Source organism: Paludibacterium paludis (assembly GCF_018802605.1).
Taxonomy (GTDB): domain Bacteria; phylum Pseudomonadota; class Gammaproteobacteria; order Burkholderiales; family Chromobacteriaceae; genus Paludibacterium; species Paludibacterium paludis.
On the sequence record NZ_CP069161.1, the window covers coordinates 3,221,664 to 3,236,190 of the forward strand.

Below are 14,527 nucleotides of genomic sequence, written 5' to 3' on the forward strand. Positions count from 1 at the left end.
CCATGGCCATCGATCTGACTCAACTGCCGCCGCCGACCGTCGTCGAGGATGTGTCCTTCGAAGATCTGCTGGCTCTGCGCAAAGCGCGGCTGCTCGCACTGGTCCGGCCTGATGACCGTGCCAGCGTGTCTGCCGCTCTCGCGCTCGAGACCGAACCTCTGACCATTCTGCTGCAGGAGTCCTGCTACAACGAGATGATCCTGCGCCAACGCATCAACGATGCCGCCAAGGCCGTGCTCCTCGCGCATGCCCAGGGCGCCGACCTGGACAACACGGCCGCCAACGTCGGCACGTCCAGACTGACCATCCGCGCCGCCGATCCAACCGCGACACCGCCGATAGAACAGGTGCTGGAGGACGATGACAGTTTGCGCTTGCGCGCCTCGATGGCCTTCGAGGGATTGTCCGTTGCCGGACCCAGGGAAGCCTACCGCTTCCACGCCCAGTCCGCCGACGGCCGCGTCGCCGATGTCGACGCGTACAGTCCGGCCCCCTGCGAGGCCGTGATTTCTATTCTGTCCCGGGATGGCGACGGCACGGCGACTCAGGATCTGATCGATATCGTCGCACGGGCACTCAACGACGAGGATATCCGACCCGTAGGCGATCGCGTGCAGGTGCGCTCAGCCGGCATCGTCCCGTACCAGGTCATCGCCACCTTGCACCTCTACCCCGGCCCCGAATCGGAGCCGATCCGCACCGCGGCTGAAGCCTCGCTGAAAAGCTACATCAGCAAGACGCGGCGCATCGGCCGCGACATCAATTTGTCCGCGCTGTATGCCGCCCTTCATGTAGAAGGGGTGCAGCGCGTCGAACTGACCGAACCGCGCGCCGATATCAAGTTGCAGCATGACCAGGCCGGCTACTGCACCGCCTACGCCATCACGGTGGGGAGCAGCGATGACTAAACCGTTGCTGCCATCCGGATCCACGCCGCTCGAGCTCGCGGCCGCCGAGGCGCTGGCCGACGCCATGACATTGCCGGTGCCGCTCCGGACACTGACCAATCCCGACACCTGTCCGGTCAATCTCTTGCCGTACCTCGCATGGGCCTTGTCGGTCGATCGCTGGGATCAGGACTGGAGCGAATCGACAAAACGCAAGGTGATCAAAGCGTCCTGGTACATCCATAAGCACAAGGGGACCATCGGCGCGCTGCGTCGCGTGGTCGAGCCGCTGGGCTACCTGATCGAAGTCATTGAATGGTTTCAGCAAAAACCGGCCGCGCCGCGCGGCACATTCCGCTTGCGCGTCGGCGTCCTTGACACGGGTATCACCGACGCGATGTACCAGGAGCTCGAGCGGATGATCGATGACGCCAAGCCGCTGACCCGCCACCTTGTCGGCCTGGCGATATCGCTGGAAGCCCGTGGTCAAGTCACCATCGCCGCCGGCGTGTATCTCGGCGATCACCTGACCATTTACCCCTACGTCCCGTCGCTGGTTGAAGTCACGGGCAAGACTGGATCCGGCGGGTCAATTCACATCATCGACACCCTTACCATTGCAGGGAGGCAGTAACCCATGGCACAGACCTATTTCGCCATTTTGACCGAGGTCGGGGAAGCGAAGCTGGCCAACGCGACGGCCTTGAAGCGCGCGATCGAACTCACGCACATGGCCGTCGGCGACGGTGCAGGCGTGACGCCGCTGCCGGACAGGAAACAGAAAGCGCTGGCCCGGGAAGTACATCGAGCTCAGCTGAACGACTTGTTTCAGGACCCTCAGAATCCGAGTCAGCTCATCGCTGAGCAAGTCATTCCGGAGGACATCGGAGGCTGGTGGGTCCGAGAGGTAGGCTTGTATGACAAGGACGGTGATCTTGTTGCTGTGGGTAACTGTGCTGAAACCTACAAGCCGCTGCTTTCGAGCGGGTCTGGACGCACTCAAGTCATTCGAATGGTGCTGATCGTAGCGAATGCCAGTTCCATCGAGTTGCGCATCGATCCAAGCACAGTCGTCGCCACGCGCCGCTACACGGATGAAAAAATCGCCTCTGAAATCGCCAAGCTGGATAGCAAGCAATCGGCGAAAGCCGCCAGCGCCGGAAACCTGGTCCTGTCAGGCCTACAGACGGTGGACGGTGTCGTGCTCGCCGCGGGAGACCGCATTCTCGTCAAAGACCAGGCGGCCGCAGCAGAAAACGGCATTTACACAGTATCGGCTGGGGCATGGTCGCGCGCCCCGGATGCGGATGCTGCGATCGAGCTCACGCCAGGGTGTTTTGTTTTCATTGAACAGGGCATAACACAGGGTGATTCGGTCTGGGCATTGACGACGGATAGCCCCATCACGCTGGGATCGACACCGCTGACATTCGAGATGCTATCCGGGCCGTCCGGTGTATCTCCCGGCGTATACAACCAGGTCTCCATCGACCGCCGCGGCCGCATCATTGGCGCCAGCACCATATCGACCCCGCCTCAGTTCGACAAGTCGACCCGGGTGGCGACGACGGAGTTTGTGCGACAGGCCGGGCTGCAATCGTCCGGGTGGTTCGCCTACAACGCCTCTGCGACTTTGCCCCCGAATGTGATCGGGGGGACGGTGGAGCTGTATGGGTCAACGCAACTCACGATGGTATTGCCATTGTCGTCGGCTGTGCTTGGTGGGCGACTTGAGGTGTACAACTATGCGTCCGTGCCCTGCGTGCTTACGCGGCAGGGGGCAGACCTGATCAATGGCAATGCGACCAATACGCCGACATCGCTGCTGCTCCAGCCGGGTGATTGTGTGACGCTGCAGGGTGGATCCAATGCCTGGTTTGTGCTGGGTGGATCGGGCCAGCTGCAGTTTTCTGGGACGTTTGCTGGGGTAATGAGTGGCAACGGCTGGCAGCGCTTGCCGAGCGGACTGATCATTGAGTGGGGGTACAGCGCAGTGGCCGCAGGCATAACTACTATAACCATGCCCTTGGCGTTTCCGAATGCCTGTTTGGGATATACAGTGAGCTCAGCGAATGGTGACTCGACGGCCTCGCCAGTCTCCATTGCCACCGTCTCAGGAACCCCTCGAGCGACTATCCGTGTCCGGTCCGAACTGGCCGGAGGGGTTTTTTATACTGCGATTGGGTACTGACAGGAGCCTGACAAATGCTTTTCTCTAAATCGACAGGCGGATTCTACGACCGCTCCATCCATTGTGCAGCTATCCCCTCCGACGCCGTCGAACTAACCGATGCCCAGTACCGGGCTCTCTTGGACGGCCAGTCGGCCGGGAAACGGATCGTGGCCGGTGCGGACGGGAAGCCGGTCTTGGCCGATCCGCCTGCGCCGACTGCAGATCAATTGGCCGTGCAGGCCCGCGCCAAGCGCGATGGTCTGGTGGGTTCAACAGACTGGGTGATCGCCAGACATCGCGACCAAGTCGAGACGGGAGTAAAAACCAGCATCACGGCGGGGCAGTACACAGAGCTTATGCAGTACCGTCAGGCGCTGCGCGATGTGCCTACCCAGAAGGGATTCCCGTCGTCGATCGACTGGCCGAACATTCCCGCGTTCGCTCTGGCGCTCATGTAACGAAAATGGGTGGCCAGGTGCGCTAACACCTGACCACCCTCTTCCAACCCACTGACGAGACCAGTGAGCCGAAAGCCTGAAGGCTCACCATGCAAACCGAAATTCGTTGCTGCCATTGCAACAAGATGCTGGCAAAAGGCCAGATCATCCGCATCACGATCAAGTGTCCGCGTTGCCGGTCACTCAACACCCTGAGCGCCTCGAGCGCCAAACCACAAGGAATGGATCTGCCATGCAGACAAACCCCATCATCCCGTGGCTTGGCGGTAAGCGCCGTCTGGCCGACAAGCTGATGCCGCTGTTCCCTCCGCACGAATGCTATGTGGAGGTGTTCGCCGGCGGCGCCGCGCTCTACTTTCTCCGTCCGATACCGGCGAAAGTAGAAGTCCTGAACGACATCAACGGCGACCTGACCAATCTGTACCGCGTGGTCCAGCATCACCTCGAGGAATTCGTCCGCCAGTTCAAATGGGCGTTGTCATCACGGCAGATTTTCAAATGGCAGCAGATGACCCGTGTCGAAACCCTGACCGACATCCAGCGCGCCGCTCGGTTTTTCTACCTGCAGCAGCATGCCTTCGGCGGAAAAGTTGCCGACCAGACATTCGGCACCGCCACAACCGGCCCGGCCATCAATCTTTGCCGTATAGAGGAAAACCTCTCCGCGGCTCACCTGCGCCTCTCCGGCACCTATGTCGAAAACCTGCCATGGCAAGAGGTGATGCGCCGTTATGACCGTGGGCACACGTTCTTTTACTGCGACCCGCCCTACTGGGAGACTGAAGGCTACGGCGTCGACTTTGGATGGGATCAGTACCAGCAGCTGGCGGAATTCATGCGCACATGCAAAGGCAAGGTCATGGTGTCAATCAATGACCATCCCGACATCCGCGCGTGCTTCTCGGAATTTCACATGGAAAGCCTGGGAATCAAATACGCCGTGGCCAACGTCCACGGCGAAGCTCAGGAAAGCCGCGAGCTCGTGATCATGAACTGGCAGCCAGACGCACTGGGTCAGCTCTTCTAATCGGCGGTTTTATCGGCTGGTCTTTGATCTGCTCAGACTCATAGGCCAGCGCCGCTGCCACTGAGCAGCAGAAAAACGCGATCGACGCGTCATCATGCCGTGTTGCGAATGTCTCCCCAAGCCTCGTCAGACAGATATTCAGATTTTCGAGGGTATCGGCCGTGTTCATCCCGATGAGAGGGTTAAAGCGGGCTATGTCATTCCGGGTCATACGTAGTGCTCCGATGATGCCAAACGAAAAACATACTGCGTCAAACCATACGAATGACATGGTATTGATTATTAACAAATACTTACATGGACAAATGTCGCAGGTTTTCAGGTGGAAACTACGTAGTGCGCGGCAGAGGAAAGTTGACGCCGGACAGTGAGGCGATCAGCTGGGCCCGGCTGCTGACACCATACAAGTTCTTGATATCACCAATCTTTCGCATCACAGTGCGCGGCGCCAACCCAACCATCTTTGCGGTTTCATCGTCGGTCAGACCCGCCGCCATGTAATGCAGGATTGTGCATTGCTGGTCGGTAAGCCCGACCAGCCGCGGCATGGACAACACCCGAACTATCACCATGGCCAACTTCGGCATCAATGCCGAAAGGACGGCGTGCAGCCGCACATCGCTCTCCGTGCTTTCGCCGGACAGGCTGAGGTAAACCCGCACTGGACCATCCTCTACGATGTACGTGATACCTCGATACATGTCGTGTGCCTTCGCCGCCTGGATAAAGCGCGCCACATCGCGCCCGGCTCGCGCTTCATACTCGAGCGTGCGCGACCAGATAACCAGTCCTGGCGCCGCATTCGCTACCGGGTCAACCGCGGCGAACTCTTCGGCGACATAGAAATTCAGCCAGCGCTGGCTCCAATTGATGTTCAGGATATTGTCGAGCGTGTCACCGCGTCGCTCCGCAACGGTCATGCGAGCGTCCGGGCAGACGCGAGCCTGCATTCGGCGCAGGAACGCGAGCAACGTCGTGCGGTCTTTCACGGCGACCAGGTCATCGAGCAAAACCACCAGGTCATTGAGAGAGCTTGAGAGAGTTTGGACATCCATGCGTGCTTCCTGTTTGTTTCGTTGTAGGCGGTGCAGGCACAACCCGCCACCCCACCGTGCGGCGCGCGCGCGTGCCACCATCGGCCTGCACCCCAATCTCCGGAGCTACGCATGCCGACCGATTACCACCACGGCGCGAGAGTCCTCGAAATCAACGAGGGCATCCGCCCCATTCGTACTATTTCCACCGCTGTCATCGGCCTTGTCGCCGTCGCCGAGGATGCGGACCCGACTGTTTTTCCCGAGGACACGCCGGTCCTGATCACCGACATCGATACCGCGATCGGCAAAGCCGGGGTCAAGGGCACGCTGGCGTCGAGCCTTGACGCCATCGCCGACCAGGCAAAGCCGGTTGTGATCGTCGTTCGCGCCAAGAAAGGCGCCACCGATGCCGAGCAGACCAGCAACCTGATCGGCACCACCAACGCCGCGGGAAAACTGACGGGCATGAAGGCGCTGATGAGTGCCCAGGCCAAGTTCGGGTTCAAACCGCGAATCCTGGGCGTCCCCGGGCTCGACAACCTGCAAGTCGCCACCGAGCTGGCAGCAATCGCCAAGCGCCTGCGCGCCTTCGCATACGTCAGCGCGTTCAACTGCAAGACCAAGGAAGAGGCCAACACCTATCGCCAGAATTTCGGCCAGCGGGAAGTGATGGTGATCTGGCCGGACTTCGTGAACTGGGACACCGCGACCAACGCCGAAGTTGTCGCGCCGGCCGTCGCCCGCGCGCTGGGGCTGCGGGCCTACATCGATGAGACGGTCGGATGGCACAAGACGTTGTCCAACGTGCCGGTGGAGGGCGTGCAGGGTATCAGCCGCGACGTGTTTTGGGATCTGCAGGATCCGGCCACCGATGCCGGCATCCTCAACGCCGCCGGCGTCACCACGCTGATCCGTCGCGACGGTTTCCGTTTCTGGGGTTCGCGCACCTGCTCGGCTGATGCGCTGTTCGCATTCGAGAGCGCCACCCGCACCGCTCACGTGCTGGCTGACACGATCGCCGATGCTCAGTTCGCGATGATTGACCTGCCGATGCACCCGACCCTGATCCGCGACCTGCTGGAAAGCATCAACGCCAAAGGTCGCGAGATGGTCAGCAACAAGCAATTGCTTGGCTTCTCCGCCTGGGTCGACGAGAGCATCAACACACCCGACGTGATCAAGGCCGGCAAGTTCTACATCGACTACGACTACACCCCGGTTCCGCCACTCGAGAATCTGATGCTGCGCCAGCGAATCACCGATCGGCATCTGGTCGACTTCGCCAAGAAAATCTCCATGTAATGCAACCGCCCCGGCTCCGGCCGGGGATTAGAAAGGAGCCAGACACATGGCACTCCCACGTACCCTCCGCCTGTTCAACGTGTTCGTGAACGGCACGGAGTTTGTCGATGAAGCGCTGGAGCTCAAGCTGCCGAAAATCGCGATGAAGACCGAGGACTACATCGGTGCCGGCATGCCGGGCACCGTCAAGCTGTTGAAAAGCATCGAGAGCATTGAACTCGAGCACACCTACAACGGCCCCCTGGAAGTCCTCATCGCCGACTTCGGCGCAGAGAAACACGATGCGAGTCTGGTGCGCTTCATGGGGTCCTACTCCGAAGAAGGCAGCGGCACATCGCAAAGCGTCGAGATCATCGTGCGCGGCCGCCACAACGAATTCGACGGCGGCGATGCCAAGGGCGGCGAGAACGGCAACTGGAAGGTCAAGACCGACTGCACCTACTACAAGATGTCTGTCGACGGCAAGGAATGGTTGGAGATCGATGTGGTGCACAAGCTTTTCAAGGTGATGGGCGTAGACCGGCTGGCCCCGCACCGCAAGAACGTAGGAATGCTGTAACACCAAGGCGTGCCAACGGCATGCCGTTTAACCACCAAGGAAATGACCATGCAAGACCCGATTACCCTGGATGAACCGATTACCCGCGGCGACCAAAAAATCAGCGCCGTCACGTTGCGTAAACCCGGCGCTGGTGAACTGCGCGGCGTCAGCCTGATCGACTTGATGCAGATGGACGTCGCGTCGCTGATCAAAGTCGTGCCGCGGATCTCCACACCGACCCTGACTGAGCAGGAGGTCAGCCGCTTGGACCCGGCCGACCTGGTGCAGCTTGGCACTGAGGTCTCCGGTTTTTTGCTGCCGAAGCGCGTGAAATCGGAGGTATCCCTGCCCGAGTAGAGGATGCGATCGCCGATATCGCGGTGATTTTTCACTGGCCGCCGGCGGCATTCGACACCATGCCGCTGGCCGAACTGATGACATGGAGAGAGGCCGCGCGCGTGCGGAGTGGTAACGACGAATGAGTGATATCCGGAACCTGAGACTCGAGGTGGTACTGGCCGCGATCGACAAGGCGACCAAGCCGATTCGCTCGGTCATGACCAGCACCTCCGGCCTCTCCAAGCAGCTGAAAGAAACCCGCGATCGCATCAAGGAATTGAATGCGTCGCAGGGCAATATCTCGGCATTCCGCCAGTTGACACGGGATGCCAAGGAAACCGGTGTCAAACTGACGGATGCCCGTCGAAAAGTGCGTGAGCTGCAAGAGCAGATGGCGGCAGCAGGCGCTCCCACCGAGCAAATGGCCAGGAAGCTCAAATCCGCCGAGATCGCCGTGGAAAAACTCACCATGGCGAACCGGCGCCAGATCGATGCCGCCAAGGACATGCGTAGCAAGCTCGAGGCATCTGGCATCAGCGCAGCCAAGCTCGGGCAACATGAGCAGGATCTGCAGCGCAAGATCGAGGCGGCTACAGCGGCGATGAACAAACAGCAACGCGAACTGGCACTGATCTCTGACAAACAGAATCGCATGCGGTCGGCGAAGAGCGGCTACGAACACGGCATCGAGAACAGGGATAGAGTGGCTGGCGCTGGGGCGGCGACGGCCGGTGTCGGCAGCGCCGTCGGCCTGCCTATCGTGAAGATGGTTCGCGACTACTCCGCATTCGAAGACGCCATGCTCGGCGTCGCGCGCCAGGTCGATGGCGCCAAGGATGCCAATGGCCGCCTGACCAAGACCTACTACGAGATGGGCGACGCCATCAAGAAAATGGCGGAAACCACACCGATGGCCACCACTGAAATCGCGGCGCTGGTAGAGGGAGCCGCCCGCATGGGAATCCAGGGCAAAGATAATCTATTGGCGTTCGCCAAGACCGCCGCCATGGCAGCTACCGCCTTTGACCTTCCCGCGGACAAGATCTCCGAGGATCTGGGCAAAATCGCCAACGTCTACAAGATCCCAATCAAGAACATTGAGGCACTGGGGGACACCATAAACTACCTTGATGACAACGCTCAATCGAAGGGCGCCGATATCATCAATGTGATGCAGCGTATCGCTGGCAACACAGGCAGTATGGATTTCAAACAGGCTGCCGCCCTTGGAAGTACGTTCCTTTCTCTTGGCGCAGCATCAGAAGTTGCCGCCAACGCAACCAAGGCTATGGTTCGCGAACTTGCCATTGCAGAGAAACAGCCCGAGCGCTTCCGAAAAGGGCTAAAAGAACTTGGGATGAATGCCAAGAGTGTCCAGGCGGATATGGCCAAGGATTCGACAGGGACAATCCTGAAGGTCATGGAAGCAGTTAGAAAACTCCCCAAAGCGAAACAGATGGGAGTGATGGTTGATCTGTTTGGCAAGGAATACGGCGACGATGCGGCCAAGCTCGCGGATAACCTTGGGGAGTACCGCAAGCAACTCGCCCTGGTCAATGATGAAAAAGCCAAAGGCAGCATGAAACGCGAGGGCGACTCGAAAAATGACACCCTCTCCGCACGGTGGTCAATGACGAAAAACAAGATTTTCAACGAGTCGGCAACACTCGGTCAGGCACTCCGCGAACCGCTGATCAGCGTCATGAACACCATCGGGACTGTCATGGCGGCCATCAGCCGTTGGACAAAAGCCAATCCGGCATTGGCCGCTACGATCGTCAAGATCGTGTCCGGCCTTGCCATCCTGCTGACGGTGATCGGATCGGTGCTGCTGGCCGCAGCAGCCTTCATGGGGCCGATCGTCGCGCTGAAGTTCGGCATCACCGCGCTTAGCATCGGCCTGAGCAGCGGCATAGGCATCCTTGGATCGCTCGGAACGGCATTGGGATTCGTCGGCAAAGTGGCGTTTATGCTTGGCCGAGTCTTCTTGATGAACCCGATCGGGTTGGCCATCACCGCTATCGTGGCCGGCGCCTATCTCATCTGGAGCAACTGGGGAACACTCGGGCCGAAGTTCGCGGCGTTGTGGACTGCGATCAGTCAGGCATTCTCCACTGGATGGGAGTGGATCAAAAACAGCACCTCGGCCGCATTCAACTGGTATTTGGGTCTCCCCAGCCGATTCATGACTCTCGGCAGCCAGATCATGCAGGGATTGGTAAATGGCATCGCTGGAGGTCTGGCCAATGTAAAAGCCGCCATCGTTTCAGCTGGCGAATCCACGATTGGTTGGTTCAAAGAAAAGCTGGGCATCCACAGCCCATCCCGTGTGTTTGCCGAGCTTGGCGGATTCACCATGGAAGGGCTGCACCAGGGTATCGCAGCCGGGCAGTCCGGGCCGCTTGGAGCCGTAATGGGCGTCGCAAAACAACTCACGGCAGCAGGAGCGGGGATCGCTATCGGCATCGCCTCCGGAGCAGCAGGCGCTGGCGTGCCCATTGATCGCCGGCCGCCCATTTCAGCACAACAACCGGCTGCAGCACCGGCTGCACCGGCCCCAATCATGATCAATGTCCACCCGTCTCCAGGGATGGACGTACAGATGCTAGCCCAGTTGGTCGCCCGGGAGGTAGAGCGCATCGAGCGCCAGAACGCGGCCCGCGGCCGCAGCAAAATTTCAGATAGGGATTGACATGTTCTCGTTACCGATGATGGCTCTTGGCCTGTTCGTGTTCATGCTCGACACCATCCCCTACCAGCAGTTGCAGCATAAAGTCGGCTGGCGGTTCCCAAGCAATTCGCGGATCGGCGCGCGGCCAGCGTACCAGTTCCTCGGCGCAGACGAAGAGACCATCACCCTCAGCGGCACGCTGCTGCCCGAGTTGACCGGCGGCGACACCGCACTGACGCTACTCAAGTTGATGGCAGACCAGGGCAAGGCCTGGCCGCTGATCGAGGGGACTGGCGGCTTCTACGGGTTTTTCGTCATCGAGAGCCTGGACACCACGCGCAAAGACTTTTTCAGCGACGGCAAGGCGCGGCAGATCGATTTCACCATCACCCTCAAGCGCACCGACGAGAGCATTCTGGAAATGGTCGGGGCCGTCACGCGCGGCGTATTGGACCTGGTACGATGAATCTGCCCAACATCGATGGCCTGAAAGGCCAAGCCACCGGATTAATGGACAAGGCCTCAAGCATGGTCGACAAGGCGTCAACCATGGCACAGGGGATCAAAGACCAGGCAGCGGGGATGGTCGATGGTTTGGCCGATGGGCTGGCGGACAAGCTGGGTGTCGAGCCTGTGCTGGCGCCAGTCTACAAAGTCGAGCTGCTCCCAAAAATCCTGCCGATTCCGGTCGACAATTCAGCGCTCCAAGCCGAGTTCGAGTCGGTGAAGCGCGCATGGAACGCCGAACTGGACAAGCAGGTTGCGCTGCTCAACCAGCGTTCGGAATGGCGCAGTAAGCGAGATGCCGCCAACGCCAGCGGCAATGCGCCGGCAGCTGCCGCCGCCGAGCGGGAAATGAAGCGGCTTGGCGACAAAGCCGATGCCATCCAGAAGGCAGCGAAAGCCAAGTACGAGCCGCGCTACGACAAGCTGAAAGCCAAGCTGGAACCACCGCCAGAGCCGCGCAAGGACATCACGAAGAAGTTTGCCGGCCGTTTGATCTCGCTGAAGATCACTGACAACCGCGGGTTTGAATCGGATCAACTCGACTTGTCGCTGGATGACAGCGACGGACGGCTGGACATCCCGGAGCGCGGCCGGCGCATTTCGGTTTCGATCGGGTGGAAAGGTCGGCCGCTGATTGACAAGGGCGTTTTCGTTATTGACGAGATCACCCATGAAGGCGCGCCGGACATCATGACCATCCGCGGCCGTGCCACCGACTTGCGTGCTGGCATCAGCACCAAGCGGGAAAAATCCTGGCACAAGACCACGGTAGGCAAGATTGTTTCAGCAATCGCCAAGGCCAACTACCTGACGCCGGTCATCTCCAGCTGGCTGGCCAGCCGCCCTGTCGAGCATATGGACCAAGCCAACGAGAGCGACGGCAACCTGCTGACACGGCTCGCCCAGCAACACGATGCGATCGCCACTGTCAAACAGGGCAAGCTCCTGTTCATCAAGGCCGGGGACGCCACCAGCGCAACCGGCAAGCCCTTCCCTACAGTGATCATCAAGCGCAAGACCGGCGACCGTCATCATTTCAGCATGGCGGACCGCGATGCCTATACCGCAGTGAAAGCCTGCTGGCACAACCTCGACAAGGCCACACGCGGGGAAGTGATGGTCGACAAAGACACGCTGTTCGAGCGCCGCTCGGTCGTGACAAAGCGCGGCAAGCTGTCAAAGCGAAAGCACATGACCGCGCGCCAGGGCACGCCGGACAAGGCACTTTCGCCCAGCGCGTCGAACGTCAAGGTGCTCCGGCATGTCTACGCCTCAGAGGCGACAGCGTGGCAGGGTGCCAAGGCGGCATGGGAAAAGCTGCAGCGCGGCGTCGCCGAGTTCAGCTACACCCTGGCGATAGGCCGGCCGGAGCTGTTTCCGGAAATCCCGGCCAAAGTTGTCGGCATCAAGCCGATCATCGACCGACAGCCCTGGGTAATCAGCAAGGTGACCCATGACCTGAGCGACAGCGGGATGACAACCTCTCTCGAACTGGAGATGAAACTTGAAGATATCGAGTAGGGTTATCCACAAAATGTGTGGGTAACCCCATACGCATGGCACCAGATAGCCAAGCACCAAGCGCTCCGTGTTGTAGCGCTCGTTTTTTACACAGACTGCAGTATCCGAGCCTTTTGCTCAGTGAACTCCGCCTCCGTGATCAGTCCTTTCGACAGCATGGCGGACAGTTTCTCCAGGCGAGCAACAGGGTCATCCGCCTGCGCGGCACCGATCGTATGCTTACCATGCTTGCGGTTGTTGATCGCATCACGGACAAGATTTGTGAACGGGACAACAGTTCGCTTCGGAACGTTATCGATCGTGCGGTTCGATGCGCCATCTTGGATGGAGATCTTTCCGAAGAAGACGCCAGTCTCACCACTGATCGCATTGACCTTATCCAAGTCGATGGCACTCTGCTTGAGACCGAACAACAGGCCTTTGTCCAGGAAGATGATGCGTTGGTCTGTCAGTGTAATCAGCCATGTCGAACTGTCCATCAGCCCGGAGCAAAATGCCAAAATCTGCTCTCCATCCGCCAGAACGGCAGGAAGGTGGGCCAATTCCTTTTTGGTGAAAAACTGGTCATCGCCAATCGCTTGCGCGATGCGGCGATACTCGTTTTTGAGAGCCTCTGGAGAGGCGTTCTTGTAATCAAATGCCATGTTACCCCCTTATCAATCTTCTTTTCTGACGGCCTTGCCATAGGCCCGGTAAAACGCCAACCAGGCGCTGCGCAGCTCCTCAGGACTATCACGCCAGCTGCCAAGCAGCATCATTTCATCCGGCGTCAGCGTCCTGTCAGTGCCTTGTCCGGTGATCACATACAACACGTCGACACCTATCTTGGCCCACAGCTGAAGCGCGTCTGCCTTGGGCATGCTTTCCCCTTTTTCGTATGAGCAATAAGTGCTCATGCCGACTCCACCCCGTTTTGCCATCTCGGTTTGGGTGAAGCCAAAACGGGTGCGCTCACGCAACAGACGCAGACCAATTTCTTGATTTCGAGTATTCATGCTTTACTTTTAGTCGATTTCGACCAATAATCGGTTTGTGTATTTCGCAATTACACTAATGATGCCAGAAAAATCATGACAACCTCTAAACGACGTACTGCACGTGGATTGGCGAGCAACCTGCCAATCGGCCTACGCCTCCGACCTGAAGAACGCGACGAACTGATCTCGTTCAGCGATGAACTGCTTTGCTCGAGGAACAGCTTCGCCAGAATGGTCTATCTAATCGGCCTCGAAGAATGGAAGCGCAAACGGGGCACGCTGTAACGATAGCCCGGGGCGAATTCCCAGAAAACCACCAATTATCGGAGAAACAAGTGGAAATCGAGCAACGAATCATCGGCAGCCTGCGCATGATGGCGCGCGCCATGAACGGCGGGTGGAAAGGCATGGCCGAGGCGCTGGATACCACGGTCCTCAAACTGCAGAACCGGGTCTATTGTCGCAAGGGTCAGGAACCGACCGTGTCGCTCGCGCTGCGCATGCAGCAGGCCAGCGAGACGACCTATTTCGCCGAAGCGGTCGCCGTGGCCTCGGGCGGGATTTTCGTGCGCATGCCTGCCGTTGAGGATCTCGGCAATGAAGAGATCCAGGAGAAGTTCCTCGAGCTGCTCGAGACCGTTGGCGAGCATGTCAGGGCATACCGCGAGGTGACGGCGGATGATGAGATCAACGACCAGGAGCGCCGGCGTCTCGAAGGGATCGCGCACTCCATTTGCCAGCTGGTCACCAATATCAACTGGCTGACATTCCGAATCTACTGCAAGCAGGTGTAACCATGGCAACGAAATGCGCCCACTGCGGGCACGTCGCACATATCCGCTCGAGCCGGTATCTCTCCGAGGTCACGCAAGAGGAGTATTTCCAGTGTTCGAACATCGCCTGCGGTCATACGTTCACCGCCATACGCGAACATCGGGAGACGTTGTCGCCACCTGCCGTACCGAATCCGCGTGTGCACCTGCCGTTGGCGAGCCGTGCAAAGCTGGTTGCAGCGCGCATTGCAACATCACGCCGGGCCGAGGACCAAATACCCCTCGACATTGACGCCGAACACGCCGGCTAAACA

The 14,527-nt window shown here is 59.3% G+C and carries 18 protein-coding genes; 15 read left to right on the forward strand and 3 right to left on the reverse strand.

All coding sequences use genetic code 11. From position 1 onward, the window contains the following. Nucleotides 1-2: 2 nt before the first annotated feature. The 6 genes from JNO50_RS14795 (at nucleotide 3) to JNO50_RS14820 (ending at nucleotide 4,545) form a co-directional block, all read left to right on the forward strand. Nucleotides 3-908: a baseplate assembly protein gene (locus tag JNO50_RS14795; RefSeq protein ID WP_189530334.1), complete on the forward strand. Its 906-nt coding sequence runs from the start codon at nucleotides 3-5 to the stop codon at nucleotides 906-908. Further along, a complete protein-coding gene (locus JNO50_RS14800; protein ID WP_189530332.1) occupies nucleotides 901-1,521 on the forward strand; it encodes a phage tail protein I in 621 nt (206 codons plus the stop codon). The genes JNO50_RS14795 and JNO50_RS14800 overlap by 8 nt, the downstream gene beginning before the upstream one ends. Nucleotides 1,522-1,524: 3 nt before the next feature. After that, nucleotides 1,525-3,078 carry a phage tail protein gene (locus JNO50_RS14805; RefSeq protein ID WP_189530330.1) on the forward strand — a complete coding sequence of 518 codons (1,554 nt, stop codon included), beginning with the start codon at nucleotides 1,525-1,527 and terminating at the stop codon, nucleotides 3,076-3,078. Nucleotides 3,079-3,092: 14 nt separating this feature from the next. After that, nucleotides 3,093-3,518 (forward strand): phage tail assembly chaperone, encoded by a 426-nt coding sequence (locus JNO50_RS14810; protein WP_189530328.1) that lies wholly within the window; start codon nucleotides 3,093-3,095, stop codon nucleotides 3,516-3,518. Between the two features lie 125 nt (nucleotides 3,519-3,643). Continuing rightward, nucleotides 3,644-3,811 carry a Com family DNA-binding transcriptional regulator gene (locus JNO50_RS14815; protein WP_229804455.1) on the forward strand — a complete coding sequence of 56 codons (168 nt, stop codon included), beginning with the start codon at nucleotides 3,644-3,646 and terminating at the stop codon, nucleotides 3,809-3,811. After that, on the forward strand, nucleotides 3,751-4,545 hold the full coding sequence (locus JNO50_RS14820; RefSeq protein ID WP_189530325.1) for a DNA adenine methylase: 795 nt from the start codon (nucleotides 3,751-3,753) through the stop codon (nucleotides 4,543-4,545). Before JNO50_RS14815 ends, JNO50_RS14820 begins: the two co-directional genes overlap by 61 nt. Nucleotides 4,546-4,874: 329 nt before the next feature. Here the strand turns inward: JNO50_RS14820 and JNO50_RS14825 are convergent, their stop codons facing one another. Continuing rightward, nucleotides 4,875-5,600: an autoinducer binding domain-containing protein gene (locus JNO50_RS14825; protein ID WP_189530323.1), complete on the reverse strand. Its 726-nt coding sequence runs from the start codon at nucleotides 5,598-5,600 to the stop codon at nucleotides 4,875-4,877. Between the two features lie 111 nt (nucleotides 5,601-5,711). Here JNO50_RS14825 and JNO50_RS14830 point away from each other — a divergent pair, with 111 nt between their 5' ends. The 7 genes from JNO50_RS14830 to JNO50_RS14860 are packed head-to-tail and all read left to right on the forward strand — an operon-like array spanning nucleotide 5,712 to nucleotide 12,463. Next, complete coding sequence (locus tag JNO50_RS14830) at nucleotides 5,712-6,884, forward strand: phage tail sheath protein (protein WP_189530321.1); 1,173 nt, start codon at nucleotides 5,712-5,714, stop codon at nucleotides 6,882-6,884. 46 nt (nucleotides 6,885-6,930) lie between these two features. After that, nucleotides 6,931-7,443, forward strand: coding sequence for a phage major tail tube protein (locus JNO50_RS14835; RefSeq protein ID WP_189530319.1), 513 nt, complete (start codon nucleotides 6,931-6,933; stop codon nucleotides 7,441-7,443). 48 nt (nucleotides 7,444-7,491) lie between these two features. Then, nucleotides 7,492-7,782, forward strand: a complete 291-nt coding sequence (locus JNO50_RS14840; RefSeq protein ID WP_229804415.1) for a phage tail assembly protein — start codon at nucleotides 7,492-7,494, stop codon at nucleotides 7,780-7,782. A gap of 59 nt (nucleotides 7,783-7,841) precedes the next feature. Further along, complete coding sequence (locus JNO50_RS19310; RefSeq protein ID WP_244976388.1) at nucleotides 7,842-7,907, forward strand: GpE family phage tail protein; 66 nt, start codon at nucleotides 7,842-7,844, stop codon at nucleotides 7,905-7,907. Continuing rightward, nucleotides 7,904-10,456, forward strand: a complete 2,553-nt coding sequence (locus tag JNO50_RS14850) for a phage tail tape measure protein (protein WP_189530316.1) — start codon at nucleotides 7,904-7,906, stop codon at nucleotides 10,454-10,456. The genes JNO50_RS19310 and JNO50_RS14850 overlap by 4 nt, the downstream gene beginning before the upstream one ends. 1 nt (nucleotide 10,457) lies before the next feature. Continuing rightward, nucleotides 10,458-10,901 carry a phage tail protein gene (locus tag JNO50_RS14855; RefSeq protein ID WP_215796393.1) on the forward strand — a complete coding sequence of 148 codons (444 nt, stop codon included), beginning with the start codon at nucleotides 10,458-10,460 and terminating at the stop codon, nucleotides 10,899-10,901. Beyond that, nucleotides 10,898-12,463, forward strand: coding sequence for a phage late control D family protein (locus JNO50_RS14860; RefSeq protein WP_229804413.1), 1,566 nt, complete (start codon nucleotides 10,898-10,900; stop codon nucleotides 12,461-12,463). Before JNO50_RS14855 ends, JNO50_RS14860 begins: the two co-directional genes overlap by 4 nt. An 86-nt stretch (nucleotides 12,464-12,549) precedes the next feature. On the opposite strand, the gene JNO50_RS14865 is transcribed toward JNO50_RS14860, so the two are convergent. Further along, nucleotides 12,550-13,107 carry a PH domain-containing protein gene (locus JNO50_RS14865; protein ID WP_189530314.1) on the reverse strand — a complete coding sequence of 186 codons (558 nt, stop codon included), beginning with the start codon at nucleotides 13,105-13,107 and terminating at the stop codon, nucleotides 12,550-12,552. A 12-nt stretch (nucleotides 13,108-13,119) separates the two neighbouring features. Continuing rightward, the gene (locus JNO50_RS14870; protein ID WP_189530312.1) at nucleotides 13,120-13,458 is read right to left on the reverse strand and encodes a helix-turn-helix domain-containing protein; all 339 of its coding nucleotides are present in this window, start codon (nucleotides 13,456-13,458) and stop codon (nucleotides 13,120-13,122) included. A gap of 317 nt (nucleotides 13,459-13,775) precedes the next feature. Here JNO50_RS14870 and JNO50_RS14875 point away from each other — a divergent pair, with 317 nt between their 5' ends. Together JNO50_RS14875 and JNO50_RS19315 are read left to right on the forward strand one after the other, a co-directional pair. Further along, the gene (locus JNO50_RS14875) at nucleotides 13,776-14,234 is read left to right on the forward strand and encodes a YmfL family putative regulatory protein (RefSeq protein WP_189530310.1); all 459 of its coding nucleotides are present in this window, start codon (nucleotides 13,776-13,778) and stop codon (nucleotides 14,232-14,234) included. Nucleotides 14,235-14,236: 2 nt separating this feature from the next. Next, the gene (locus JNO50_RS19315) at nucleotides 14,237-14,524 is read left to right on the forward strand and encodes an Ogr/Delta-like zinc finger protein (protein WP_189530308.1); all 288 of its coding nucleotides are present in this window, start codon (nucleotides 14,237-14,239) and stop codon (nucleotides 14,522-14,524) included. Nucleotides 14,525-14,527 lie beyond the last annotated feature (3 nt).

Excerpts from the sequence above, each read along its gene's own strand:
- JNO50_RS14810 (WP_189530328.1), top strand. The coding sequence starts at position 3,093 with ATGCTTTTCTCTAAATCGACAGGCGGATTCTACGACCGCTCCATCCAT.
- JNO50_RS14830 (WP_189530321.1), top strand. The coding sequence starts at position 5,712 with ATGCCGACCGATTACCACCACGGCGCGAGAGTCCTCGAAATCAACGAG.
- JNO50_RS14860 (WP_229804413.1), top strand. The coding sequence starts at position 10,898 with ATGAATCTGCCCAACATCGATGGCCTGAAAGGCCAAGCCACCGGATTA.
- JNO50_RS14825 (WP_189530323.1), bottom strand. The coding sequence starts at position 5,600 with ATGGATGTCCAAACTCTCTCAAGCTCTCTCAATGACCTGGTGGTTTTG.
- JNO50_RS14840 (WP_229804415.1), top strand. The coding sequence starts at position 7,492 with ATGCAAGACCCGATTACCCTGGATGAACCGATTACCCGCGGCGACCAA.
- JNO50_RS14800 (WP_189530332.1), top strand. The coding sequence starts at position 901 with ATGACTAAACCGTTGCTGCCATCCGGATCCACGCCGCTCGAGCTCGCG.
- JNO50_RS14805 (WP_189530330.1), top strand. The coding sequence starts at position 1,525 with ATGGCACAGACCTATTTCGCCATTTTGACCGAGGTCGGGGAAGCGAAG.
- JNO50_RS14865 (WP_189530314.1), bottom strand. The coding sequence starts at position 13,107 with ATGGCATTTGATTACAAGAACGCCTCTCCAGAGGCTCTCAAAAACGAG.
- JNO50_RS14820 (WP_189530325.1), top strand. The coding sequence starts at position 3,751 with ATGCAGACAAACCCCATCATCCCGTGGCTTGGCGGTAAGCGCCGTCTG.
- JNO50_RS14795 (WP_189530334.1), top strand. The coding sequence starts at position 3 with ATGGCCATCGATCTGACTCAACTGCCGCCGCCGACCGTCGTCGAGGAT.
- JNO50_RS14850 (WP_189530316.1), top strand. The coding sequence starts at position 7,904 with ATGAGTGATATCCGGAACCTGAGACTCGAGGTGGTACTGGCCGCGATC.
- JNO50_RS19315 (WP_189530308.1), top strand. The coding sequence starts at position 14,237 with ATGGCAACGAAATGCGCCCACTGCGGGCACGTCGCACATATCCGCTCG.
- JNO50_RS14835 (WP_189530319.1), top strand. The coding sequence starts at position 6,931 with ATGGCACTCCCACGTACCCTCCGCCTGTTCAACGTGTTCGTGAACGGC.
- JNO50_RS14815 (WP_229804455.1), top strand. The coding sequence starts at position 3,644 with ATGCTGGCAAAAGGCCAGATCATCCGCATCACGATCAAGTGTCCGCGT.
- JNO50_RS14870 (WP_189530312.1), bottom strand. The coding sequence starts at position 13,458 with ATGAATACTCGAAATCAAGAAATTGGTCTGCGTCTGTTGCGTGAGCGC.
- JNO50_RS14855 (WP_215796393.1), top strand. The coding sequence starts at position 10,458 with ATGTTCTCGTTACCGATGATGGCTCTTGGCCTGTTCGTGTTCATGCTC.